Annotated in this window: 19 protein-coding genes; 7 read left to right on the plus strand and 12 right to left on the minus strand. The window is 60.3% G+C overall.

Annotation, left to right across the window (positions count from 1 at the left end; genetic code table 11):
• Positions 1-46: 46 nt before the first annotated feature.
• Positions 47-1,738, minus strand: a complete 1,692-nt coding sequence (locus PPP56_RS09805) for an acyl-CoA carboxylase subunit beta (RefSeq protein WP_353563864.1) — start codon at positions 1,736-1,738, stop codon at positions 47-49.
• Between the two features lie 168 nt (positions 1,739-1,906).
• Positions 1,907-2,101 carry a general stress protein CsbD gene (locus PPP56_RS09810; RefSeq protein WP_353563865.1) on the minus strand — a complete coding sequence of 65 codons (195 nt, stop codon included), beginning with the start codon at positions 2,099-2,101 and terminating at the stop codon, positions 1,907-1,909.
• A 207-nt stretch (positions 2,102-2,308) separates the two neighbouring features.
• Between PPP56_RS09810 and hemG the strand changes: the two genes are divergently transcribed.
• The gene (gene hemG, locus PPP56_RS09815) at positions 2,309-3,661 is read left to right on the plus strand and encodes a protoporphyrinogen oxidase (RefSeq protein WP_353563866.1); all 1,353 of its coding nucleotides are present in this window, start codon (positions 2,309-2,311) and stop codon (positions 3,659-3,661) included.
• Positions 3,662-3,785: 124 nt separating this feature from the next.
• On the opposite strand, the gene PPP56_RS09820 is transcribed toward hemG, so the two are convergent.
• Positions 3,786-4,514 carry a hypothetical protein gene (locus PPP56_RS09820; RefSeq protein WP_353563867.1) on the minus strand — a complete coding sequence of 243 codons (729 nt, stop codon included), beginning with the start codon at positions 4,512-4,514 and terminating at the stop codon, positions 3,786-3,788.
• A gap of 255 nt (positions 4,515-4,769) precedes the next feature.
• Entirely contained in the window at positions 4,770-5,633 is an 864-nt protein-coding gene (locus tag PPP56_RS09825; RefSeq protein ID WP_353563868.1) for an SDR family oxidoreductase, read from the minus strand.
• A 620-nt stretch (positions 5,634-6,253) separates the two neighbouring features.
• Here PPP56_RS09825 and PPP56_RS09830 point away from each other — a divergent pair.
• Together PPP56_RS09830 and PPP56_RS09835 are read left to right on the plus strand one after the other, a co-directional pair.
• Complete coding sequence (locus PPP56_RS09830; protein ID WP_353563869.1) at positions 6,254-8,359, plus strand: serine hydrolase; 2,106 nt, start codon at positions 6,254-6,256, stop codon at positions 8,357-8,359.
• Positions 8,360-8,371: 12 nt separating this feature from the next.
• Entirely contained in the window at positions 8,372-9,478 is a 1,107-nt protein-coding gene (locus PPP56_RS09835; protein ID WP_353563870.1) for a flavin monoamine oxidase family protein, read from the plus strand.
• A gap of 255 nt (positions 9,479-9,733) precedes the next feature.
• Here the strand turns inward: PPP56_RS09835 and PPP56_RS09840 are convergent, their stop codons facing one another.
• From PPP56_RS09840 to PPP56_RS09850, 3 genes are all read right to left on the minus strand, one after another.
• Positions 9,734-10,615: a UDP-2,3-diacylglucosamine diphosphatase gene (locus tag PPP56_RS09840; protein WP_353563871.1), complete on the minus strand. Its 882-nt coding sequence runs from the start codon at positions 10,613-10,615 to the stop codon at positions 9,734-9,736.
• 109 nt (positions 10,616-10,724) lie between these two features.
• On the minus strand, positions 10,725-11,390 hold the full coding sequence (locus PPP56_RS09845; protein WP_353563872.1) for a class I SAM-dependent methyltransferase: 666 nt from the start codon (positions 11,388-11,390) through the stop codon (positions 10,725-10,727).
• Positions 11,391-11,438: 48 nt separating this feature from the next.
• The gene (locus tag PPP56_RS09850) at positions 11,439-12,683 is read right to left on the minus strand and encodes a BtaA family protein (RefSeq protein ID WP_353563873.1); all 1,245 of its coding nucleotides are present in this window, start codon (positions 12,681-12,683) and stop codon (positions 11,439-11,441) included.
• Between the two features lie 320 nt (positions 12,684-13,003).
• Here PPP56_RS09850 and PPP56_RS09855 point away from each other — a divergent pair, with 320 nt between their 5' ends.
• Both PPP56_RS09855 and PPP56_RS09860 read left to right on the plus strand, forming a co-directional pair.
• A complete protein-coding gene (locus tag PPP56_RS09855) occupies positions 13,004-15,982 on the plus strand; it encodes a DNA polymerase domain-containing protein (RefSeq protein ID WP_353563874.1) in 2,979 nt (992 codons plus the stop codon).
• 160 nt (positions 15,983-16,142) lie between these two features.
• Entirely contained in the window at positions 16,143-16,304 is a 162-nt protein-coding gene (locus PPP56_RS09860; RefSeq protein ID WP_353563875.1) for a hypothetical protein, read from the plus strand.
• Between the two features lie 28 nt (positions 16,305-16,332).
• Here PPP56_RS09860 and dusB read toward each other — a convergent pair whose 3' ends face one another.
• Both dusB and PPP56_RS09870 read right to left on the minus strand, forming a co-directional pair.
• Positions 16,333-17,421, minus strand: coding sequence for a tRNA dihydrouridine synthase DusB (gene dusB / locus PPP56_RS09865; protein ID WP_353563876.1), 1,089 nt, complete (start codon positions 17,419-17,421; stop codon positions 16,333-16,335).
• A gap of 65 nt (positions 17,422-17,486) precedes the next feature.
• Positions 17,487-18,251 carry an alpha/beta fold hydrolase gene (locus PPP56_RS09870; RefSeq protein ID WP_353563877.1) on the minus strand — a complete coding sequence of 255 codons (765 nt, stop codon included), beginning with the start codon at positions 18,249-18,251 and terminating at the stop codon, positions 17,487-17,489.
• A 201-nt stretch (positions 18,252-18,452) separates the two neighbouring features.
• On the opposite strand from PPP56_RS09870, the gene PPP56_RS09875 reads away from it, so the two are divergent.
• Positions 18,453-21,041, plus strand: a complete 2,589-nt coding sequence (locus PPP56_RS09875; RefSeq protein ID WP_353563878.1) for a S9 family peptidase — start codon at positions 18,453-18,455, stop codon at positions 21,039-21,041.
• Between the two features lie 253 nt (positions 21,042-21,294).
• Here PPP56_RS09875 and PPP56_RS09880 read toward each other — a convergent pair whose 3' ends face one another.
• Positions 21,295-21,885: an AP2 domain-containing protein gene (locus tag PPP56_RS09880; RefSeq protein ID WP_353563879.1), complete on the minus strand. Its 591-nt coding sequence runs from the start codon at positions 21,883-21,885 to the stop codon at positions 21,295-21,297.
• Positions 21,886-22,518: 633 nt separating this feature from the next.
• A complete protein-coding gene (locus PPP56_RS09885) occupies positions 22,519-23,364 on the minus strand; it encodes a phenylalanine 4-monooxygenase (protein ID WP_353563880.1) in 846 nt (281 codons plus the stop codon).
• Between the two features lie 375 nt (positions 23,365-23,739).
• Between PPP56_RS09885 and PPP56_RS09890 the strand changes: the two genes are divergently transcribed.
• A complete protein-coding gene (locus PPP56_RS09890; RefSeq protein ID WP_353563881.1) occupies positions 23,740-24,948 on the plus strand; it encodes a M20 metallopeptidase family protein in 1,209 nt (402 codons plus the stop codon).
• Positions 24,949-25,045: 97 nt separating this feature from the next.
• Here PPP56_RS09890 and PPP56_RS09895 read toward each other — a convergent pair whose 3' ends face one another.
• Positions 25,046-25,324 carry a hypothetical protein gene (locus PPP56_RS09895; RefSeq protein WP_353563882.1) on the minus strand — a complete coding sequence of 93 codons (279 nt, stop codon included), beginning with the start codon at positions 25,322-25,324 and terminating at the stop codon, positions 25,046-25,048.
• Positions 25,325-25,612: the final 288 nt, after the last annotated feature.

Here is a 25,612-nt window from a genome sequence, read left to right on the forward strand (position 1 = left end):
CTGCTTTTGACTTGAACGATCGTGGCGCTCTCTATGTTTGGATACCTCAGGTTTGGATGACGCCGGGGTTGAAGTCGGCCATCTCCGGATTCAGGTCGGCCATGTTGATTCCGCGCGACAGCCATGCGCGGGTGTCTACCGGATCGATGATTTCGTCGACCCAGAGACGTGCCGCTGCATAGTAGGGCGTGGTCTGCTTCTCGTATCGGTCTTCGATACGGGCGAGCATCTCCTGCTCTTCCTCCTCCGTAAGCTCCTTGCCCTGCTTTTCAAGCTTGCGCACCTGAATCTGATGCAGTACCTTCGCTGCCTGCGTGCCCCCCATCACCGCAATCTTGGCCGTAGGCCAGGCGCAGATAAGCCGCGGGTCGTAGGCGCGTCCGCACATGGCGTAGTTGCCGGCGCCGTATGAGTTACCCGCTACAACGGTAAACTTCGGCACGGTGCTGTTCGACATGGCATTCACCATCTTGGCGCCATCTTTGATAATCCCACCGTGTTCAGCTCGTTTGCCGACCATGAAACCCGTCACGTCCTGGAAGAACACGAGCGGAATCTGCTTCTGGTTGCAGTTCATGATAAACCGCGCTGCTTTGTCGGCAGCATCGGCATAGATCACCCCTCCTACCTGAATCTCACCTTTCGTTTCGTGATTTGTCTTATTGCGCACAACCGCCCGCTGGTTCGCTACGATGCCGACATTCCACCCATCGATACGGGCATATCCGGTAAGCAGTGTACGTCCGTATCCCTTCTTGTACTCAGTCCATGAGTCGGCATCCACGATACGCGCCAGCACCTCGCGCATGTCGTACGGCTGCTGCCCGCTGTCGGGAACGAGCCCGTAGATCTCCTCGGCGTCGAATGCCGGCGCCACGGGTGCATCACGCGTGAACCCGAAGCGGTGCTCCGGACCCATGTGGCCAACGATGTCGCGAACGGTGTCGAGCGCCTCCTCGTCCGACTCGCATTTGTAGTCGGCTACCCCTGAGATCTCGGTGTGGGTGGTGGCCCCGCCCAGCACGTCGGCTTCGACCTCCTCGCCGATGGCTGCTTTTACGAGAAAGGGCCCGGCAAGAAATACCGAGCCGGTCCCGTCTACGATGAGCGCTTCGTCGCTCATAATCGGCAGGTAGGCGCCGCCTGCTACGCAGCTTCCCATGATGGCCGCAATCTGTGGGATGCCCTTGCTGGAGAGAATCGCGTTGTTGCGGAAGATGCGCCCGAAGTGCTCTTTGTCGGGAAAGATCTCGTCTTGCATAGGCAGGTAGACGCCCGCCGAGTCGACCAGGTAGATGATCGGTACGTGGTTTTCGAGGGCGATCTCTTGCGCCCGCAGGTTCTTCTTCGCAGTGATCGGAAACCAGGCACCTGCTTTAACGGTGGCATCGTTCGCCACCACCAGGCTAAGGCGCCCGCTTACATGGCCAAGGCCCATCACCGTACCGCCCGAGGGACAGCCGCCTTCGTCCTCGTACATCTCGTATCCGGCAAACTGCCCGACCTCGGTGAAGTCGTCGGGGTCGTCGAGCAGGTGGGCGATGCGTTCGCGCGCCGTGAGCTTGCCCCGCTTATGCTGCCGCTCGATGCGCCGATCACCGCCGCCTTTAGAGACTTCGGCGCGGCGGGCGTTATACGTCTCCAGCAGACCTTTGTAGTGGTCGGCGCGGCGCTGGAAACGTGATGAGGAGGTGGATGCGGGCGTGCCCAGTTGATCGGGAGCAGATACGTCGGCCATGCAACAGGAAAAGATCTTGGTGAAGAAGAATGAAAGCGGTTCCAGCCCTTAAAAACAGAACACCTGTCCCGGAAGATCCAAGACAGGTGATTCAGTTTGTGCGGAGAACACAGCAGTGCGGCCGTGCAGCGCGACCGTGTAGTGCAATCGTAAAATACAGGAGCTAAGCTACAGAATAGCGCTCATCTTGCGACGGATCTCCTCAGGCGAGTCGCCCGTCTTGTCGTGGATGAGCCCGACCAGCTTGTCCATCTCGCCACGTGCCCGTTTCATCTCTTTGTCGTCGAAGTCCGCGTCTTCCCAGATCAGCTTAACCTGATCGCGAATGCGACGCCAGCTTTCGTTCATTGCTTCTGTAGCCATATGTATCCTTTCGTTTTGTGCGTACGGAGCTCAATCAAGACGCGCATGTGCCATCACCTCTCTACAATTTTGTGATGACGAGCACACACAACCTTTGCGTAATGTGGACTTTAATTTACGGATCGCGTGCAACGAGAGTTTCGGTAACAGGGTACAACGAGCCACTGAACACTCGTGAATCACTCTCTATGATCTTGGTGCCATCGTATGTCGCATCCTACACAGGTGGGTATCATTGGAGCAGGGATTAGCGGACTCGCAGCGGCGTACCGGCTGCATGAGGCGGGATGCGCAGTGCAGGTCTTTGAGGCCAACGACCATGCCGGCGGCGTCATCCGCACGACCCGGCGCAACGGATTTCTCGTTGAGGAGGGCCCAAACTCCATCAACGGGGCCGGCCCCGCACTTGCAGGCGTGATGCGTGATCTCGGACTCGACAACGCACGCGTCGAATCCAACCCCAAAGCTCGTAACCGCTTCGTGGTGCGCAACGCCCGGCCTGTGCCCATCCCGCAGTCGCTATCTGACTTCGTTCGCACGCCGCTCCTCTCTGCGCGTGCCAAAGCCCGCTTATTCACCGAGCCCTTTCGCACGCGCGGCCCGGCCAACGAGTCGCTGGCGCGTTTCGTGGCGCGGCGCCTCGGCCCCGAGGTGCTTGACTACGCCGTGAATCCCTTCGTAGCCGGCGTCTATGGCGGACGCCCCGACAAGCTTGCGGTGCAACACGCGTTTCCAGCGCTCAAGTCGATGGAGAAGGAGCATGGCTCGCTCTTCATCGGCGGGATCCGCAGCGCACTGCGCGGTGCAAATGCCTCTGAAGAGCCAACCGTGAATGGCCTCTTTTCCTTTGAGGACGGCCTCGACACGCTGCCCCGCACCCTGGCTGCTCACTTGCACGAGCAGATGCATCTTGGCTGCCCAGTGCATGCCCTCGTGCCTACAGACGCTGGCTGGCGCATTGAGCACGCCGCTGGAAGCACGACGGTCGACGCCGTGGTCTACGCAGCGCCCCTGCACACGCTGGGCACGGAGGTCACGTTCGGCACGTCGCTGCCGCTGCACCCGCTGCACGACGTGCCGTATGCCCCCATGCGCAGCGTATCGCTCGGGTTCAAGCGCGACGCGGTGTCGCATCCGCTCGACGGGTTCGGAATGCTTCTGCCTGCTGCCGAATCGTCGTTTGAGATCCTGGGCACCATCTTCGCCTCTACCCTCTTCCCGAAACGGGCCCCCGACGGACACGTGCTGCTTACCACTTTCGTGGGCGGGGCCCGCGCGCCTGAACACGCCCATGCCGATCCGGATGCCGCTCGTGCCCTTGTCATGCGCGACCTGCAGCGCCTGCTTGGCGTTACCGATGACCCGGTGTTTTCGCACCAGGTGGTCTGGCCCCACGCCATCCCGCAGTATACGTCTCGCCACGGCGCCGTAAAGGGGCGCCTCGACGCGCTCGAAGCCGCTCACTCCGGACTCCAGTTTGCAGGCAACTACCGCACGGGCATCTCGGTGGAAGACGCGTTCGATTCAGGGTGGCACGCTGCCGATACGCTTCTTGCGTAACCGTACGCCTTACGCCCCCCACGCCCTTCACGTAGCCCGGCCCCCAAAATCACAAGCGCCCCTGCGCAACGACGTTCACCATCGCGCAGGGGCGCTCATTACATGTGGAGGGCCGTGCCGTCTGCTATGCCCAGCCTTCCTCTTGCGCCAAGTGTCGCATGAGCGTGCGCTTCGCCACAGGCAGAAGCGTCGGCTCATATGGAAAGTCGAGGTCCGTGTTGAACATGTATGTCGCCGGATTCGGCAAGTCCTTGCGCTCATCCACCATTTCGAGCTTGACCGAGCTCGGATGCGCGTCTACGCCAAACTGATCGATCGACTTGCAGTGCTCGGTCTTGAGCGTGCGGTACTGCTCGTCTTCATTCGTAAAGATCGACACTGTGTAGCGCAGCACGTGCAGGCGATGCGCCTTGCGGTCGGGCACGAGCACGTAGCCCTCTTTCACATACGACGGCATAATGCCCACCGTCTCTACGTCGAAGTTGTCCTCAACCATCTCGTAGATCGAGCGCCCCTCCTCGATTGCCTCCTGGATACGCGGCAGCGCCCACTCAATGAGCGCACGCACCGTCGAGAGCTCACCGTCTTCCAGTTCCGGCCAGCGGTACTGCAGTGTACCTTCCTCCCAATCAATGCCGGTCGCCGTACCCGTAGAGGCCGTACGGTACGCATCCGACTGCTTTAGAATCGTTCGCAGCGACGTGTACAGCGCTACCAGACGCCCAAGATGCGGGTAGATGCGCTTCGCCGCAAAGTCGCGACGTGCATGCTGCAAGCCGCCGAGAATCTGGTACTGCGTTCGCTCTACGTCGTCGGCCGCACGGGCGAACAGGTTCATATCGAGGGTAGCCATAGCGTTCTGTACTTCTATGCTTGTTAACACATCGTTAATCCCTAAATAAGGGTGGATGAATTAAAGAGCAAGAAGTACGCCGCCGTTTCAGTGAATCGGGCGTCGTGGAATCGCTTTTCTTCATATTGGCAGGGACCGTCCTGGCACCGTGTGGTCGGGAGGATACGGACCGCCTGCGCCTCTTCGGCATACGTCGCGGTATCAAGAACGGTCTCCACGGCCCGCTGAGAAAGGGGCGCGCAGGCGCTCCGCAGGCTACTTATCGCGGGCTGCTTTCATCTTCGCAAAAAGCCCCTTGATCTGCTTGCGCGGCATCGCCGTGAACGCGTTGAACTGTCCGCCCGCCACCAGCTTCTCACCGCCATCGAACGTAACCACCTCGCCATTCATGTAAGCGGCGCCGTCAGAGAGCAGAAACGCCACGAGCGTAGCCAGCTCCTCCGGTTCACCGAAGCGGCGCGTTGGGTTGCGCTGCTTCATATCGTCCTCCACGTCCATGCCCGGCACGAGGCGGCTCCACGCGCCCTCCGTTGGAAAAGGCCCGGGCGCAATTGCATTCAGCCGGATGCCTTCAGGCCCCCACTCTGCTGCCAGCGAGCGCATCATCGCCACAATGCCGGCCTTTGAAACGGCACTGGGTACGACGAAGGCGCTTCCGGTATCGGCGTAGGTCGTGGCAATCGACAGCACCACCCCACCCGACCCGCGCTCGATCCACCGCTGTCCACACGCTTGCGTGCAGTAGAACGAGCCGTACAGGTTGGTCTTAACGATGGCGTCGAATCCGTTGGGCGAGAGGTCTTCGGTCGCCGCCAGGAAGTTTGCCGCAGCGTTGTTCACGAGAGCGGTTACCGGGCCCTGGGCGTCTTCCGCCTCGTCGAAAAAGTCGTCGACAGATTCGGCGTCGCGCACGTTGCAGGAGATGCCGTTAGCCGTACCGCCGGCCTCCTCGATGGCAGCAACGGTTTCATCGAGCGGCTCGGTGCGTCGTCCGTTAATCGTGACCGATGCGCCGAGCGCTGCACATCGCTCGGCCATCGCGCGTCCGAGACCAGTTCCGCCGCCGGTGATCACGATGTGCTCGCCGTCGAGAAGGTCAGGTGCAAAGATATTGGACATAGAGTCAGGAAGGTTTGGTTGTGAGGAAAAGCGTGGTGCCGTATCACAGGCGATTGTCTGGCGTCCGAGATGTCGCGAAAGGCTCTGCATCGAACCTACGGACAGCGCAGAAGGAAAAGCGCGAAGATCCAACCGCGCACAGATCACTTCTATCGTGCAGGATACAACAGCCCCACCGACAATTGCGAATCAAGAGCAATGCTACAGAGGCGTCACTTCCGCCAGTCAGTTCAGTTCGTTGCGGTAACGCAAGCGAAAAAACCCGTAATACAATTTACAATTTTATGTAGTGGATAGACGCTAAGTGATGAGGTGATTTGCCCCGAAGTCTCATCTCGGTCGAATCCCCTCTCCCTTATTCCGCTTCGCTCCATCAGTCGCCCTACGGGCTCGTGTCGGGTTTCTCCCCCTTAGCCAAGGGGGAGGTGTCCATAGGATCACGCCTGCGGCGAAGCTCGAAGACAGAGGGGGTTTGAACGGATTGCGATGATGTAAAACACATGTCAATCACTTAACATCTTCCCGCTACCCAATATTTTTTTACCATTACTTGTCCGGTAGACTATGTGCTTTTCGCCACCTATTTAAACAAATCCTCCACACAAAGCATGGGTGGCAACATGACGATCCTCCGTTTTTCTTCTGCAAAGCGCATTCTGCACCTTGGCCCTCTTGCCGTCCTCTGGGGACTGACCTGCCTGCTTCTCTTTCCAGGCGCCGCCCTCCAGGCTCAGGATCTACCTCAGACGACTCGGTCAATTCCTTTTGGAGCTGAGCATACGATCATCAATCCTGCGACAGCGAATCAGGCTCCTTCTGAAAAGTTCACGGCCGAGCGGGAGCTTTCCTGGGGCTCGTTCAGGAACCTTACCAGCGAGCGCTACAGCGAGCTGTTCAGCGAATATCGAAATCGGGGCTGGATGCTTATCGACGTGGAGGCTTACACACAAGGCCGCCAGACGCGGTATGCGATGGTGTGGCGCGATAATCATGATGGACGACAGTGGCGACAGTGGCGCAACATGACCTCGGATCGCTACAATGAGCGCTGGACCGAGATGCAAGAGGCTGGGTTTCGGCCTACCGATGTCGAGGGATATATGATGGGACGCAACCTGCGCTTTGCCGGCATCTGGGTGGAGAATCGTGAAGGGATTCGCTGGAAGTCGAATCGAAATATGACCACCAATCGGTTCGGAGAGCTCCACGCACAACGTCGGCAGGAGAACCTGCGCCCCGTCGATATTGAAGCGTACGAAACGCCTGGTGGATTGCGCTGGGCGGCTATCTGGTACGCCGACACCGACGACGTAGACTGGACAATGCGTACCAACATGACACGCGCCCAGTACCAGAGTCAGGTCAATGCGCTGGGCCGTCGTGGCTACCAGGTGCGCGATTATGAAAGCTATACCGAGAACAATCAGCAGCGCTACGCCGCTATTTGGGAGCGTCGCTCAGATATGCCCATGTACCAGCTACGCACGGGCCGAAACGACCAGCAGTTTCGCAATCTATGGAACGAGTATCGCGATCGGGGTTACCGGCTTGCCGATTTTGAAGCCGACCAGAACGGGGCGCGCTATTCAGGCGTCTGGGTGGAAAATAACGCACGCCTCCGCTACGCCCACCGTGAAGCGATAGACGGGTTAGTGAACGCACATCGAAACTCAGTAAGTGCACCCGGTATTTCCGTAGCAATCATTCACAACGGGGAAACCGTCTACCGCCGGGGGTTCGGAGATGCAAATCCCAGCAATGGCCATGGCGCTCATAGCCAAACCGTTTACAGCGCAGCTTCGGTCTCCAAAGTCTTTGGAGCTACTTTAGCTGCTAAGCTGGAAGATGAGGGCCGATTGACAAATGGCCGCCGTGTCAACCTTGATATGACGCGCCCAACGCGGCAGTATCTTAACCGGGGTGTCAACCAGCGGGCCACGCTCCCTGCTCACCATACCCACACCGTGGAGCAGCTCACCGCGCACCTTGGCTGCGTGGTACACTACCCGAGAAGCGAAAACTCCGGCACAATCCCCGGCATCTCAAACAGCGACATGGTCGCCTTTTATCCCAATGCCCTGCAAGCGTCTACTGCGCTGTGGAATACAGGTCTGGTTCAGACTCCAACCTGCACGGTCGGGAGCAACCGTGTCTACTCCACCCACGCGTTCACGCTCCTTGGCGCTGTACTCGAACAGGTGAGCGGGCGACCGGTTCACCGGCTCGTGCGTGAGGAGATCAATGCGTCGTGGGGACTCCCATCGGTGCGCTCTCAGTTTGAAACGGCTTCGTTGCAGTCCAACCGTGAACGTGCCACACCGCATAACAGTAGTGGAAACACGTTTAATTACGTGGACAGCAGTTGGAAAGTGCTGGGCGGGGGCCTGGAGATGCACACGCTCGACATGGCCCGGTTTGGCTGGCGCCTGCTCAATGGAGACATTGTGCGCGACGCGGTCCGCGATAACCGGCTCTGGACTCCTTTAGCTGCTGGATGCTCGTTTGGCTCAGGAGGACGGTGCAGCAACGGGGTCGGGTGGAGGCTGCTTACCCAAGACGGCCACCGCATCGCCGAACATGGCGGGTTTGGGTCGGGTGCACGCACGCACCTCCGTATCTATCCCGATGATGGTCTCGTCATTGCTGTGATGATTAATCAGGCATACAGCAGTGACTTACCAAATCCCAGCGTTCTGGTCCGTCAGATTGCAAACGAAATCCTGTAATTGCCTATGCACATGGGCGCTCCTATTGGTATCGCCGGCGCTGGACTTAGCGGGCTCGTTGCCGCCACGCGCCTGCACGAAGCCGGTCATGGGGTCGTGGTATGGGAGACGCGCAACCGCGTTGGTGGACGCACCTGGAGTCCGCCCCTTGGCCCCGATTCGCTGCAGTTGGATTTGGGCGCGGCCTGGCACTGGACTGAGCACACCCGCGTGCACGATTTAGCTGAGCAGTTGGGCATTGAGCGCATTCGGCAGCACGAGCCCGGCATCGCGCTCTATGAACCGCGCGCTGAACAGCCGGTGCAGCACTTCCCGTGGCCCGACACGCCCCCGCCCTCATGGCGCCTCGAAGGCGGTACGCAAACACTGGCCCAGCATTTGGCCGCAGCGCTCCCCAGTGATGCAGTGAAACTCAATCATCGCGTAACGCAGGTGCAGCAGACCGACGCAGGCGTGCAAGTGCATGTCGACGGCCCAAACGGCGCGGCAGTTGCAACCGCCAGGCGTCTTATCGTAGCCGTGCCGCCGCGGCTGGTGGCGCACACCATCCGTTTCGACCCTGCGCTCCCCGATTCTCTCGCATCCGCTCAGCGCAACACACCCACGTGGATGGCGGCCTCGGGCAAGGCGGTGGCTACATTTGCGGATGCGTTCTGGCATCAGCAGGGCATCGATGGGCGCGTCGTCAGCCACGCGGGTCCGGTGGCCCACTGGCATGATGCCGTCGCCTCCGATGGACGCGCTGCGCTCGCGGGCTTTCTGCATCCTACGGGGCTGCAAACCCTTGCGACAGAGGGCAAAGCAGCCCTTCACAAGGCCATCCGCACCCAACTCGCGCACTGCTTCGGGAGCGACGCCCCCGCGCCAACGGCTATCGCCACAAGCAGCTGGCGCACCGACCCCGCCACCACGCCGCCTGATGCCGACCCGCTCTATGTTGAGCATCCGCCCACACCACCGTCTGTGATCACCCGGCCACACTGGAACGGACACCTGCTGTGGGCCAGCGCCGAAACCGCCACCGAGCATCCCGGCTACCTCGACGGCGCCATCGAAGCAGGCGAGCGCACCGCCCAGCAGGTGTTTGAAGCATCCCCCAAAGCTGCTTCAACTCGCTGATCGGGAGCGCCTTCATTCGTTGTAGGACCCGGCGCGCCGTGTCCCTACGGCGCTGGAAACAGGCATTCTACTGCGTCCGACGTTCCCCCGTCGGACGACGAAATGAACGCTCCACGCTCCCAACAGAGCAGTCGAACGGGGTAACGTGTGCCGAACGCTACCGGCCCCATCGGTGCCAGATCCTGTGATTGATCTCAAAAAGTTACACTGTTTCGTGACACCCCGACGCAGCAGCACGTCTATTTCCCGAGCGCACTACTCTGAAGATGGGCTCCATGTGGCTTCGTGAGGCTCTGCCATGGCCGCTCCAGGGAGCGCATCGCCCTCGTGGGTCGCATCCGAATCCGTGGGACCAACCGCCGTTTCTCCTGGCAGAGCATCCCACCGAACATCGGTGCGTCCTGGCAGCCAGCGGCGCAGTTCGAGCGTGCCGTCCATATGCTCCACCACGCCCGTGCAGCTTTCTATCCAATCGCCGGTGTTTACATATTGGACGCTGTCAATCTTCCGAATGACCGGGTGATGAATATGCCCACAGATAACGCCGTCGACGTTTTCTTTAGCGGCCCGGCGTGCAACTACGGTTTCGAAGTTGGCAATGAACTGCACAGCTTTTTTGGTACGCTGCTTCACGTATTGCGAAAACGACCAGTACGGCAGATTCATCCAACGACGCACGCGATTTACGTACCGGTTCGTGGTCAGAAGTGCCTGGTATGCGATGGCTCCTCCATGCGAGAGCCACGGCGCATGGCGAATCATACCGTCGAACTCGTCACCGTGCAAAACCAGGAAGCGGCGACCGTCGGCAGTGGTGTGGATGTGGTTCATCTGTGTGGTGATGCCGCCAAACCGAAGTCCCGGAAAGCGCCGCGCGGCTTCATCGTGGTTGCCAGGAATGTAGATCACATCGGCGTTGCGAGCACATTTCAATAGCGTCTCGACTACGCGGTTGTGCGCCTCGGGCCAGTACCACGATCGCGCCAGCGACCAGCCGTCAACGATGTCGCCAACCAGGTAGTAGCGCTCTGCTGAATGGCGTTGTAAGAAGTCAACGACAGATGCAGCCTTGGCATCGCGGGTGCCCAGATGGACATCCGAAATCCAGACCGTACGGTAGCGTGGCGATGCATCCATATCCACAAAAAGGGTTAGACGGAAAGAGCTGTGTTTGTGCAGCAAGTGGTACGTGCTGTGGGGCGCCCAAATTGTTGCGCATGTGCGGTTGAGCGTTACAAGTCGAGCGTTACGAGACCGCTTTTACCGCGACCGCCTGATACGCGTAGCGGTGCGCAATAGGCGTGCGCGTCAGGCGGATGCGCTTGCGGGCTGCCAAGTCGTCAAGGTGAGCGTGTAGTGCCGGACGATGGTGCACGCCAAACCAGCTGAGCCACCGCTGCAATACCCATCGCAACGGAGCGGGCCAATTGGCCTGATCCCAAAAATCCACCAGGTAGAGGCGTCCCCCGGGTGCGAGCACATTGAGCGCTGCATCAACAGCAGCAGACGCATTGGGGATCATAGAGAGCACGTACGAGCAGAGCACCATGTCAAATGGAGCCGCGCGCCCAAACATGCGGGGTTCGACGGACTGCGCGAGGCCTTGCTTCAAGCACATGGCATGCTGCACTTCAGGAGAGGCCGTCGCCCGTGCTGTGTTGAGCATAGCCTCCGAAGCATCGAGTCCGTAGAGCGTGTGATGGGGCGCCTGCTCATGCAGCACGCGCAGGTTGCGTGCCGTGCCGCACCCCATTTCGAGCACATGCCCGGCAGGCCGTGCAGCCATATCCTGCAAGACGCGATCGCGCCCGAGCAGATATGGGCGGCGCGTCCAGTCGTAGATGTGGCGCGTGTAGCGATACATCCGATCCATGCGCTGTGCCGGATCGGTCGTCGTTGCAGAGCGGGCCATGGGAAGGCGATAAGTCAGCGCAGATACAAGGCGAATGGGTGTATAGAGTTATCCGTTGAACTCATACAGGTGGAATCCCCCATACACGGCTGAGCGGTCGTGCGCATGCAGCTGGGCCGAGCGGTCGCGGTGGTACGTGAACCGCGCGCGTAGCGTTCGGGGCAGCGCTTGTTCAACACACGACGTGGCTCCGGCCGAACGAAAGATGATGCGGGCGCCCGGACATCCGGTGCGGGCAATGCCTTCCCACAGCGCCTGAATAGCCGCATCGTCCATCCAGTCTTGCGCATCCAACAGGACAAACGAGTCGAAATGATTGGCTGGAGCCTGCTGCATGGCACCAGTGAGTGAGGCAACGCGCGTTTCAACATGTGGCAGGTAGTAGCGGATACGGGCGTGGTGGCGTGCTTGCAGGTAGGGCGGCAGCACGCTGGGATGATAGCGCTGTCCGAATGCCTGCCAGGCAAAGTAATTGTCGGAGAGTGGAAAGTCGCACATCAACCGGCGCAGGCGGTCGCGGAAGTAAGCGAGGAGATCGCCCTCGGCACGCATCAGCTCAAACTGGCGTGGAGGGATGCCCAGGCTGTACACCGAGGCCGGGATGCGAGCCAGCGTGCGCACGACCGGATGCTCAAAGAACGGCACAACGGCATCCTCGAAGAAGGCCTTCTGCTCGGCAAGCGTGTTGGCCTGCAGGAGCTCGGCAGGGCAGTGCCCTACGGTGTAATGCGCCAGCCGGTCAATAAAGCGCTGAAATCGGCTCATCGCGCCTCGCTGGTAGAAGCCCTCAGCAAAGTAGTGGATACGCGGAATGCGCGGCCATCCGGGCCAGGCCCGTGCCTCCCAGAACGAACGAGTCTGAGGGTCGAGATGCGGTTGGATGTGCCTCGTGTAGTTGGCGAGATTGACGTCGTGGCAGGCCTCGCCAAAGAACTGAAAGAACGCCGGGTAGTCGGGGAGTCGCTCAATGGCCGCAAGCTTCAACCGCGTGAGCGCCATGTGCGCCGGATTAACGTCGACTGCCAGAATGGAACGCGGCTCGTGCGTAAGATAGTTGAGCACGTTGCATCCTGCCGAGGCAATAGTGAGGATGCGGCTTTCTTCGTTAAGCTGAAGCGCCTCTGCATCCACACGAGGATCTTCCCAGATCTGCGTATACACCAGGCGATTGAACCACGCCGTGAAGAGGCGATCCCAGGCGCTACGCACGGAGGTGGACGCAGGCTGCAAGACGGCCTCTCGCAGCGCGTTGGACTGGGCAGAACGAAGTGGGGCGGCAAACGACCAAGCCATGGGCAGAGGGGAATGAGAATCAGTTTGGACTCAATTGTTGACGCACCATCAACGTACGAAAGATGTCTCGGTGCGCCATTACCTCGACATAACGCCTGCGTTATCGCTCTGTCATGATTGCGTCTTCATGCGTTCGACGCGCCCACGTCCGCACAAGGCGCTGCTCCTGCAAGCCCGCGACCGAACATCCAACCTGGCGAATCAACGGACGCGATGAGGCCGAATGTGCTTTTCCAGACGATGCCATGGAGGCCCGGCACCTCCTGTGCCGATAGCGGTTTATCCTGTGCGCATCCCCCTGAATCTGGTTCATAGATTATATGGCGACGCCCACGCCCGATACCTCGGATGCTACGCTCTACGGCCACGACGACACGCCGCGCATTGTGGACGTACAGCCGCTGCTGAACCGCCCCTCGCGCGAGCAGGCCATGGTGCGCCTCTACCGGCGCAGCGAAGATGGCGCGGAGGTGTTCACCGAAGACGCGCCGCTGTATCCGTTCTTCTTTATCTCGGATATTGGGCTGCTGCGCCATCGCCGCGATACCTTTCGGGCCTCGCGCCTGCAGGGCGGTGGGTTCTTCGAGCATGTGGTTGTGTTCTCGTGCTGGCAGAACTACTACGAGGCGATTCGCCACGTGAAGCGCCAGACCGACAGCGACCAGCGGCGGCCCGACGAGCTCTACCTCATTAGCGATCCGGTGCAGCAGTACCTCACGCAGAGCGGGCGCACCTGCTTTAAGGACATGACGCTCGACGACCTGCACCGCCTGCAGCTCGACATCGAAGTGATTAGCGATGGCTCGTTTCCCAACGCCGAGCGCCCGAATGATGAGGTCGTCATCGTAGCCCTCACTGACAACCGCGGCTGGTCGGAGGTGCTGCATCAGCGCTCCGGGGTGTCGGAGGCGATGCTCTTGCGCGAGCTGGTGCACACGATCAACGAGCGCGATCCGGATGTTATCGAGGGATACAATGTCTTTGCCTTCGACCTGGCGTATCTGCTGGACCGATGCACCCTGCACAACGTCGATTTCGCGATCGGACGCGACGGGTCGGTGCCCCGTACGTTTGACAGCAGCATGCGGTTTGCCGAGCGCACGGTGGACTTCCCGGCGATGGATATTGCCGGACGGCACGTCATCGACGCCTACTTTCAGGTGATGGCGTTCGACGTCTTCAAGCGCGATCTGCCGGACTATAGCCTGAAGACGGCTGCTCGCTACTTCGGCTTCGCCCCCGAGGACCGCACCTACATCGCAGGCGAAGACCTGACCGAGGCGTGGCACACCGACCGCGAGCGGCTCCTGGATTACGCCCTCGACGACGTGATTGAGACCGGACGGCTGGCCCGGCACCTCTCCGGCTCCACGTTCTACCTCACGCAGATGCTGCCGATGACCTACGGACGCGCGGCCCGGCGTGGACCCGCTGCCAAGATCGAATCGCTCTTCGTACGCGAGTACCTGCGCCAGCGTTATGCCTTACCGCAGAGCAACTGGGGCAGCCAGTCGATGGGCGGCTACACCGACATCTTCCGCACGGGCGTCATCGGCCCCGTCGTCTATGCCGATGTGGAGAGCCTGTACCCGTCGATCATGCTGAACTACGACATCCAGCCCGAGGGGGATGCGCTCGACCTCTTTCCGCGCCTGCTGGATCGCCTCACCACGCTGCGCCTCGACACCAAATCCGCCATGCGCTCCGCCGAGGACGAGGAAGTGCAGAGCGAACTGGATGCGCGGCAGTCGTCGTATAAGATCCTGATAAACTGCTTCGACCCCGAAACGGAGATCATGACCGTGCAGGGACCGAAGAATGTGCGCGAGGTGTCGGTTGGCGATCGGGTCTATTCGCTCAACCCTGACACGCTCGAAGCCGAAATCAAGCCCGTGACGCACGTGCACCACCAGTCGATGTACCGGGGCGAAATGGTCCACCTGAAGAACCAGCACGTCGACTTTCTCGTGACGCCCAATCACCGCCTTCTCACCAACCGCGTGAATGGTTATCGGGAAACGGGATACCAGTGGATCGAGGCGGATGATCTGACTCAAACGTCGGAGGCGTACTGTCTTCCTCCACGTGATGTCTATTTGGAGTCCACTTACCCGCTGCGCGATTCTGGCAAATCCGTACCTGCAAGCTTGCACCGAAGCATGCCCGAGATCCCGGATCTTCGCTCCGCTTCGTCCGGGATGACTGGTCCAGGACAAGAGACTGCTCCCAGACAAATTGCTCCTTTGCTCAAGCATAAGCACAGAAGCCGTGTCAACTACGAAGGCTCCATCCACTGCATCACCGTAGCCGACAATCACACCGTACTTGCGGGGCGCAACGGCACGTTCAACTGGATCGGGCAGAGCTTCTACGGGATGCTGGGCTTCAGCCTGGCCGCGTTCAACGACTTTGCGGAGGCCGACCGCGTGGCCCGGATCGGGCAGGATCTGGTGCAGCAGATCATCGAGGTGATCCGCGAGCGCGGCGGCACGGTCGTGGAGGTGGATACCGACGGCGTCTTCTTCGTGCCGCCCGAGGATGTGCGCGGGGCGGAGACGGAGCGCGACTTCACGATCGGGCTCACCGATGCGATGCCCGAAGGCATTCGTATTGGGTTCGACGGCCGCTACAAGAAGATGCTCTCCTACAAGAAGAAAAACTACGCGCTCCTCACCTACGACGGCGACCTCAAGTTCAAAGGCTCCTCGCTCATCTCGCGCTCGAACGAGCCGTTCGGGCGCACCTTCGTGCGGCGCGCCATCCGCCGCCTGCTTGACCACGACATCGAGGGGCTGCACCAGCTCTACCTGGATACGCGGCAGCGCATCATCGACCGCACCTGGGAGCAGGGCGTGGACAGCTTTGCTCGCACCGAAACCCTGAAAACCAGCGTCGAAGAGTACGAAGCGGCGGTCGAAGCCGGTGAGCGTCCGCGTGCCGCTGCGTACGAGCTGGCGATTCAGCGCGAAGAGGAGACCGGGCAGCCCGTGCGTGTGGGCGACCGGATCTCGTACTACATCACCGGCGAGTCGGCCAACGTGACCGCGTTCAAGCACTGCGCCCGCGCTGAGCAATGGAATCCCGACGACCCCGAAGCCCCCAATGAGAACACCGCGTACTACCTGAAGCGTCTCGACGAATTCGCCCGCAAGTTCACCCCGTTCTTTCGCAAGGAAGACTTCGACCTGGTCTTCTCGCCCGAAGATCTGTTCGGCTTCTCCGCCCAAGGCATTGAGCTGGTAACCAAAGTGCACGGGGGCGACGAGGACAGCAAGACGACAAAGGAGGTGCCGTTTTAGAGGAACGCGGCGAAGGCTGACAGTAACCTAATCAATGTGGTGTACCGGAGACGTTACCGTTTCATGCCCACCAAGCCCCCAGTGCCCTTCGTCCGCAGTAGCGTAGGGTTACAGGCACCCTTTACTGCGCGCTGAATTCGGACGGCAGTTGTTATGCACTATGCATTACCGCCAGCCCGTCGATTTGCTCTTCCTTGATACGGTAAATGATCCGATACGAGCCGTCGATCACTTCCCGTATGCCGCGGTTCGTGTGTACCCGCGTCCGGTTGAGGCGCTGGCCTGTCGCTTTCCTCTTGGTGTACCTGATTGGTATACCTGATTTAGGATCAGCCGGTGTGCCCATGCCTCTACGCCGGACTCGGGAGCTGGGCTTTTTTGACGTTGACGGGCTTTGCGGAGCGCTGTTCTTCGGACGATTCGGCGATGGTCTTGCTGGGCAGTGCGGCTGACGGGAGTTGGATGTCAGATGCTTCGGGGTTGAAGTTGAGCATTACGTCTAACACGCCCTCTTTCGTGTCCTCCTGCATGAGCAGGTGGCGCAGCTTGCTCGCGTTGCGGAAGCCTTTGAAGTATCCGCTGTAGTTTCTGCGCATCTCCAGCACGCCGGTGCGCTCGCCCAGCCATTCGCACTTAAGCGACAGGTGCTCGGCAACGACCTGCACGCGCTCTTCCCATGACGGACGCGGCGGCACCTCGCCGGTCTCCATGTAGACCTTCGCGTCCCGGAAAATCCAGGGGTTGCCGATCGCTCCGCGACCGATCATGACGGCATCAACGCCTGTTTCGTTGAACATGGCGTCGATAGCTTCGGGGTCGAGGGCGTCGCCGTTGCCGATGAGGGGGATGTCGCGCACGCCCTCCTCTTTGATGCGCCGCAGCCACTGCCAGCGCGCCTCGCCGCCGTACTGCTGCGAGCGCGTGCGGGCATGCACCGCAAGCCCGGCAATGCCGAGAGCTTCGAGGCGCTGTGCCACCTCTATGATGCGGATGGAGCTATCATCCCACCCCAGGCGGGTCTTTACGGTTACCGGACGCGTGCTGGCTTCGATGACGGTTTCGGTGATGCGCTCCATCTTGTCGAGGTCGCGCAGGATGCCGGCGCCACCGTCTTTGGCGATGATCTTACGTACCGGACAGCCGAAGTTGATGTCGATCACATCGGGTTCGGCGGCGTCGACGCGAGGCGTGGCGCGGCGCACCTCGTCGATCTCGCCGCCCCACACCTGAATGCCGATCGGCCGCTCCTCCGGAAAGATATCGAGCTTCTGCTCGGCGTCTTCTACGCCCCGGTTCAGTCCGGCCGTCGACACAAACTCGCTGTAGAGCATATCGGCGCCGAGCCGCTTGCAGATCATCCGAAAGGGCGGGTCGCTCACGTCTTCCATGGGGGCAAGAAAGAGCGGGCGGTCGCCAAACGTCAACGAGCCGAGGGTCATGGCAGGGGGTGTTTCGTTGGTAAAAAAATGCTGCAGCACCGTATACACGATCCGGCAGGCTGCGTTCAGTCAAGCATGCGTAGCACGGCCTGTGCAAAGGGATCCGGCGCCTCGGCGTGCACCCAGTGCCCGGCATCCGGAATGGTGACCAGCGAGGCATTCGGAAAGCGCTCCTGGATCATCGGCCAGTCGCTGTCGGTGATGTAGTTCGATCGCGCGCCGCGGATGAACATGGTCGGCTTCGTGAAGCGTCCCTCAGCCTCGATAGGTCCAACCAGCTTATCGTAGTGGGCGTCGATAGCCTGCAGGTTAGGCTTCCAGACATACGTGCCGTCGTCGTACTCCAGGTTCTTCAGCAGAAACTGCCGGATGGTCCACGACGGCACGTCCTCAGCCAGCATCTCGTCGATGGCGCTCCGGCTTTCGTACTGCGTGGGGTCGATGGCCCGGAGCGCGTTGATGAGCGCCTGGTGGTTGGGGGTGTACGGACGCGGCGCTATGTCGACGACGATGAGGCGATCCATCAGGTCGGGATAGCGCAGCGCAGCCTCCATCGCCGTCTTGCCACCCATGGAATGGCCCATCACCGTCGGCGACGACAGGTCGTGCGCATCCGCAAAACCGCGCAGGTCCTCGGCCATACTCGGGTAGTCAATCAGGTCGGTATGCGGCGAGCGTCCGTGGTTGCGCTGGTCTACGGCGTACACCGTTGCTTTGTCGCTAAACGCATTGCGGCTAAGCGTATGCCAGTTGCCGTGTGCCCCCAACAGTCCATGAAGAATAATGAGTGGCGGCTTTTCTTCGCCGTATGTCTTGTAAAAAAGCTGCATGCTTGCTTGGTTGGTGCGATGAGATAGCGGTTATTGTGTACGATTACGCTTCTGGTGGTACACCATGGCACACGACCGTTGGCATACCACCGGATGCTCCGTACGCGCAACGGATGCGTCGACGCATCTCACCCTGCGTTTGGGTGCGGTGTTTCGATGCGTCCTCTCCCCATGCCCCCGGTTTATTTTTGCCTTCTGCTTATGCGTACTTTTGTTTCTTTGTTAGCCGCAGCCTTTATCGGGCTTGGCGCTTCGCTCGCGTCTGTCCTGCCTGCAAGCGGCCAGTCTGTAAACGGCCAGTCTGCAGATACGCCTACGCCCATCCAGGCCAGCGACCTGTTTCGCATCCACCAGCTGGGCGATGTGCACATTGCACCCGACGGACGCCACGCCGTCTACACGGTTACGCGTATTGTGGATGCCGACGATGGCGGCCGCACGTACCGCACGCAGCTGTATGTGGCCCGCCCCGACGGACGCGTGGCGCCCGAGCCGCTTACGCGGGGCGCCTCGGCCTCACAGCCTGCCTGGCATCCGGATAGCGACCAGATCGCTTTTGTACGCAGCGTAGACGGTACGCCACAGGTCTTCGTAACGCGTCTTACTGGCGGCGAGCCCTACCAGCTTACCGAACATCCGTACGGCGCCTCGCAGCCGCAGTGGATTGATGGCGGACGCCGCCTGCTCTTCGCCGCCTCGGTACCGGGCGACTCGCTGGCCGCGCAGGGCGATCCGGTGCCTGCATGGTTTGATGCGCGCCCTGGCAGCGCAAACCGCTCTACCGCGTACAGCGCCCCCACAGTAGAGCGGCTTGTACTACGGGATACGGTAGCGCATCGCGCCCTCGATACGCTCGCAACAGATGTAGACCTGTCAGACCTGAGCATGGACGACGACTACCTGAGCACGCGCGACGATCTCACGCGGGCTGATTCACTGCGCGCCCATGCGCTGACCCGCCGCGCTATCGTTGATACGATCTCGGTGGAGCAGCCGGTGCCCTCGCCCTCGCCCGACGGCCCGCTTCCCCTGCAGCGCCAGTGGCTCGACGAGCGTGCCAGCGAGCGCAACCCGGATGTGATTACGCGCCTGGACTTCCAGGGCGAGTTCGACCTGCGCGGACCCATCTCGTTTCAGCACTACTTTACAGTCGACGTGCCCGGCACAATCTGGACGGGCGACCCGGACCGGCCGACCGCCATCCGCGTTACGGAGGGCTTTCGCAGCTACAGCGGCGCGCAGTGGCTCAACAGCACCAATCAGATGGTCGCCAGTACGCGTCCGCTCGACGGGCGCCACCCTGACGACGTGCGGGCCCGTCACATCGTACTCGTTGACCCCGACACCCGCGAGGCCGAGCGCTTTTTGCAGATCGACCCGTATGCGCTCTCCAACCCACGCCTGACGAACGACGGCACCCAGCTGGCCTTTACGGCGTCGGATACAACTGCTGCTGGCTACGCACAGACTCAGATCGGCATCTTTGCGATGGATGGCCGCACCGAGCCCCAGCTCATCACCGCCGGACTCGACCGGTCGGTGGGTACGCCGCGTTGGTCGCCCAACGGCTGGTATGTCTATACCACGGCGCCGTCGGAGGGCGGCTTTCCGCTCTACCGCTTTGCCCCGTTTGCGCGCGACACCACCGATGCCGAGAACGGAGCGATGCAGCCGCCCGAGGTAACCGACTCGCGCACCGTGTTCGAGGCCGACTCGACCATGATGCAGGCGCTGCCGCCCGAACAGCTCTCCTCGATTGAGCGCGGCATCCGCTCGTTCGACATTACCGACGCCTCAGCCGTGTACGTCGTCACCGAAATCGAGAACCCCTTCGAGCTGTATGCAGCAAGCGCCGACCTCTCGAATGAACGGCGCCTATCCAGCCATAACGCACGCTGGCTCGCCGATCGCGTGATCAGCCGCCCCGAGCCGTTTTCGGTGACGATGGAGACCGATAGCGATACGTTTGCCGTCGACGGCTGGCTGATGCCGCCGACCGAGGTTGACCGGCGTCAGGAGGCCGCCTATCCACTCATGGTGCAGATGCACGGTGGCCCGTCTGCCATGTGGGGCCCCGGCGAGGCTTCGATGTGGCACGAGTTTCAGTTCATGACCGGGCAGGGATTTGCCGTGGTGTACAACAACCAGCGCGGCTCAGGCGGATACGGCAACGCCTTTCGCCGGGCAAACTACCGCGACTGGGGCACCGGCCCGATGCGCGACGTACTCGCCACAACCGATTACGCAATCGCTAACAACGACTGGATCGACGCGGACCGGCAGGTCCTCACCGGCGGCTCGTATGCCGGCTACCTCACAGCCTGGATCATAAGCCAGACCGATCGCTTCGACGCTGCCGTGGCGCAGCGCGGCGTATACGACCTGCCTACGTTCCTCGGTGAGGGCAACGCCTGGCGCCTCGTCCCCTCGCACTTCGGCGGCTTTCCGTGGGAGGGCAACGTACCGCCACCGGTGAACGCCCCCGCCGATACCGTGAGCGTGTACACCGACTCGCTCGACACCGCGCGTACTACGCTGATCCGTAACTCTCCGCTAACGTATGTCGACCAGATTACGACGCCGTTGCTCATTATGCACGCAAGCAACGACCTGCGCACCGGTGTCATACAGAGCGAGATGCTCTATCGGAGCCTCAAGCTGCTGGATCGGCCTGTGGAGTACGTGCGCTACCCCAATGCCGGACACGACCTCTCGCGCACTGGCGACCCCAATCAGCGAATCGATCGGGTGCTGCGTATCTACGAGTTTATGACGCGCTACGTAGAATGAGTGGCTCGGTAAAGGACGTGTTCTTGTAGGAGCAGTGGCTTCTGTTGCGGGCCACCTCCTCGTGGGCGCGCACAAGGCGGGCATCCGCTTTACGCTTTTTACCCATACAAAAACGGCACTGAGGCCTAATCGCCTCAGTGCCGTTTGTATATGTTTTTCGGTGTGTCTTACACCTGGTACCAGCGGCTCACATGGGGACCTCTTCTGCAGAACTGCCCTTTTCGAAGCCGGAACCTTGCACCTATTCCCGAGGCTACATGGCGGCAGCCCCCGCTTTTTCAGGCGCTGCCTGTTCATGCTCAGGAAGCCCTTCGCCTTCGGGCCCCTCATTGTACTGCTCCCGGATGTTCGGGTAGGCGGTCTGGAACATCTCGTTGACTTCTTCAATCTCGCCCGCGTGGTGTTCGGTGCGTGCTTTATGGAGACGCACGCAAGCCTTCCACACGGCGCGACGCAGGTTCCACTTTCGCACTGAGTACGCCGCGCTACGGCGCGTTCCGTCGCCCTCCAGCCAACTCAACTGAACGTAAGGCTTGGCCGTACCGCTGCCGTCGTCTTTCCAGCAGAAGTTAAGCCCGATAACCCCGGTCTTTGAGCGCGCCTCTGCCGATCGTCGAACAGGGTCCATCGGATCAGGCAGTTCGTCCAGCAGTTCGTCGCGGTAGGCAATCGCTTCCTGAAGCGCCTCGTCTTTGCCGCCATGGCGCTTATCAGAGAAGTACTTGGTATGCTGCTTCTTCTGCCGCTTGATGCGTACCTGCCACCCATGTGTCGGATGGCGGTCGGGATGTTCGGAAGTCGGCTCGATATCGATTCGAAATATATTCTTCGGCTTATCGCCCATCGTTCTATCTTTATAATGGTAAAAATTAATGTCGGACTTGGAGCGGAACAGGCGTGTTGATCTCATCACACAAGCCTGCACAGGCACGCACCGCCCTTTCACAAATTATGTGGCGTGGGTGGGTTATCGGTGCCTGTTTTCGTAGGCAGCACCGGTCATTACCGAAATAAAGACCAACTGCCGACTTGGAAATATATAAACGCACGTTGTCATCAGCAAGTGTTTGCGCACCCCTACCCCCACCTCCTTCTGTAGCCTGTACGGTGCACTTTCACGGAGCCTCGACTCAGACCGTCTTTGCAGATCGTCTTTCATGGTGTCGTAGACGACTCTACTTCGTTACACCAAGGTGGCCATCATAGCGTGCAAAGTAAAGTAGCATGACCATACTTCTTCGTCTGATGCAACCAGGTAACGGTTCTGCGCCATGAATGGGGTCTTACGCCGCTGTGCGTGGTGCCGCCCAATCACCTGTATCTCCCCAAACACATCAAGGCCTGCCGTGCCGGGGTGGCAGGGCAGGCCTCGTAGTCGGCTTTCCAGCCGGGATGGGAAGAGCTACTCCTCATCTGTCGTGAAGCTATCCCAGATGTGCTATGCCAGATCTGTTGTAAACGATCTGTTATGGACGGCTTACAGCAGTCCTCGGCTCTTCGTCCATGAGCGGAAACCATCGACCAGCTGCTCAAACGAGTCCATCACGAAGAGCTCGTCTTGTAGATTGTAGACCTCATAGTCTTTCTCCGTGATGTGTGCCGGGTCGAACGCGTGGGTGGTTACCTCATCAGAGAGCGCGTGGGTCACTTCCTCGTTCGACGACACGATGCCGGCCCCAAAGATACGGGTATCGCCCCCTTCATTCAGGAGTCCAAACTCTACCGTGAACCAGTGGAAGCGCTCCAGGCGCGGACGATCGGCTCCCTCAGCATTCAGCGCAGCTTTGCCGAAAAGCTGGTAGAAGTCCGCGAAGTCCGGCTGCGTGAGCATCGGCATGTGCCCGAACATGTCGTGGAAGCAGTCCGGCGCTGGCGTGTAATCGAGCTCGTCCCAGTTGCGTACGTAGTCAGTCGACGGGAATTTGCGATTGGCAAGCAGCGTAAAGAAGTCTTTCTCGTGTAGCAGCCCCGGAATCCGTGCGACCTGCCAGCCGGTCTGGTCTTCAAGCTTGCGGCTTAGCGCACTCAGCTTCGGAATGCGGTTCGGGGTGATGTCGAGCACGTCGAGCCCGCGCATGTAAGCGTCGCACGCCCGGCCGGGAAGCTGCTCCATCTGGCGCTCAACGAGCGTGCCCCAGATCTCGTGGCGATCATCGTCGTAATCGGGGTACGCAATCTCGTCGCCCACGGGCGGCTCCTCCTCCAGATTCTGAGGAACGCATCGCGGATCGATCTCTTGTCCGTCGGCAGGCGCTTTTTCATAGGCCGAGCGCTCGTCGGCTGCCTGCGAAGCGGTCTCTGCAGAGGCGGTATTCGAATCCATAGCAAGTAATAGGTAATAGTGTGGGCGATACAGCGAACACATGTGGCTGCCTGCCGGAACCGCTTCCAAGGCGGAGAGGCCTCATGAGGCAAATCGCACATGACAATACGCGCGGAGCCTCATGTCAAGCAGCGTTACTGTATTGTAATGCCTGCTGCACGCATATGATTCTCTCTCTGAATGCGCCTTCTATACCATGTACCGTATTCCGACAAACCCGGCACGAACGCTCTGCATCCCTCTATGAGTTGCATTGGCGATAGGCCGCTGTCCGCACGTATCTGCCCGCGCGAATCTGATTGCCTCGTTGCCTGTTTGTCAAACAGCGCCTGTTCTTTCTTCTGTCCCATGATCTCTCTACCCGACCCTCCTGCTATGCTCGATGCCATTCGCACCGCCGCCACCCGTTACGAAGCCGACGTCATTGCCTGGCGACGCGCTTTGCACCAGCAGCCCGAGCTCTCGACCGAGGAGACGCAGACGGCCCGGTTTGTGGCCGATGCGCTTGCGCCGCTCAACCTGCCGCTGCGCACGGGCCTGTACGATACAGGACTGATGGCTACGCTCCAGGGCAAGAAGCCGGGGCCTACGGTGTTTTTGCGGGCGGATATGGATGCGCTGCCCATCCACGAGGAGACGGGGCTGGACTTTGCCTCCCAGAACGACGGCGCAATGCACGCCTGCGGACACGATGCCCACACGGCAATGCTGCTTGGCGCTGCATACATTCTCGAAGGGATGCGCGCGGATATTCACGGGGCGATCCGGTTCTGCTTTCAACCCAGCGAGGAGCGCCTTCCGGGTGGGGCCCCGTTTCTCATCGAAGAAGGCGTGCTCGACGACGATGAGCACAGCCCCGCCCCAGAGGTCGTCTACGGACAGCACGTCGCGCCCGACCTGCCTGCAGGTACGATTGGCGTACACAGCGGCATGTACATGGCCTCTGCCGACGAGATCTACCTCACCATCCACGGCGAGGGCGGACACGCTGCCGCACCGCACGAGCTGTCGAGCGATGCCGTGGTGGCCGCGGCCCACGTGATTACGGCGCTGCAATCCGTGAACAGCCGCCACCGTCCGCCGGATGTGCCGAGCGTGCTGTCGCTGGGCCGCGTGCAGACCAACGGCGCCACCAACGTGCTCCCCGACGCGGTGCAGATTGAGGGTACGTTCCGTGCCATGGATGAAGCATGGCGGCAGAAGGCGCACAAGCTTATTGAGCGCATCGCCACGCAGACCGCTCGGGCTCACGGCGCCACCGCCACAGTGGACGTCAAAACCGGCTATCCGGCGCTTTACAACCACGAGGCCCCCACAGCCCTGGCTCGCAATGCTGCGCTGGACTACGTGGGCGAGGACCGCACCATTGACCTGGAGAAATGGTATGCGGGCGAAGACTTTGCCTACTATCTGAACGAGTGCCCAGGCAGCTTCTACCGGCTGGGCACGGGCAGCGCTCCCGGCCACGACACGCACGGACTGCACACGTCGCGATTCACCATCAACGAAGATGCGCTCTCCACGGGTGCGGGCTTCATGGCGTACCTGGCATGGCGATACGGGGCTGAGGCATCGCACGGATGAGGCGATGTGCTGGGCATCCCCAAACAAAAAACGCCCACCCCGACGATGTGTCCGGGTGGGCCGCGGTCGTAGATGAGTAGTTTATAGTTGGAACGAGTCAATCTGAGGGGTGTCTTTGGACACTTGCAATTATCTCGCCATTGCATCCCCGAAAGTCAAACTGATCCTCTTGTAGAGGAAAGACTAAAGTCGTGTCATCTCGATATTCGACGAAGCCATAATGTTCGCCAAGATAAAAACCGTCGGCAGTTTTGCCATTAATGACAGCTCTATCCATATTCCTCCTAATGTTTTCAGGCAAGGACTGAGCAAGCAAACCCCCTACTTCGCCGACCTGGACCTTTTCCTCCAACACATCAAGCACATCAGTATCCAAATTGGTGTAGTAGCAACGAACTGAGCAAGAACAGTCCGGTACGCAATCGCAGCTAAACCAACCAATGAATGCACCAGATCTACGTCGCACTCATCTGTTGAAGATTCACAAGTTAAGCATGTTGACTGTGCATAGGCTTGTGTACAAACAAATAGCAGCAGGAAAGCAGTAGGGATAAAGATTAATCGATGATGCCAATCAGGGGTAGAAAAAACCATGTCGCCGCAGGCGGCTTGGAAGGGAGATGGACCAACACCTTCCCACACAAGCAGCCCTTGGCGACATGGA

Source organism: Longimonas sp., from assembly GCF_040409695.1.
GTDB lineage: Bacteria > Bacteroidota > Rhodothermia > Rhodothermales > Salinibacteraceae > Longimonas.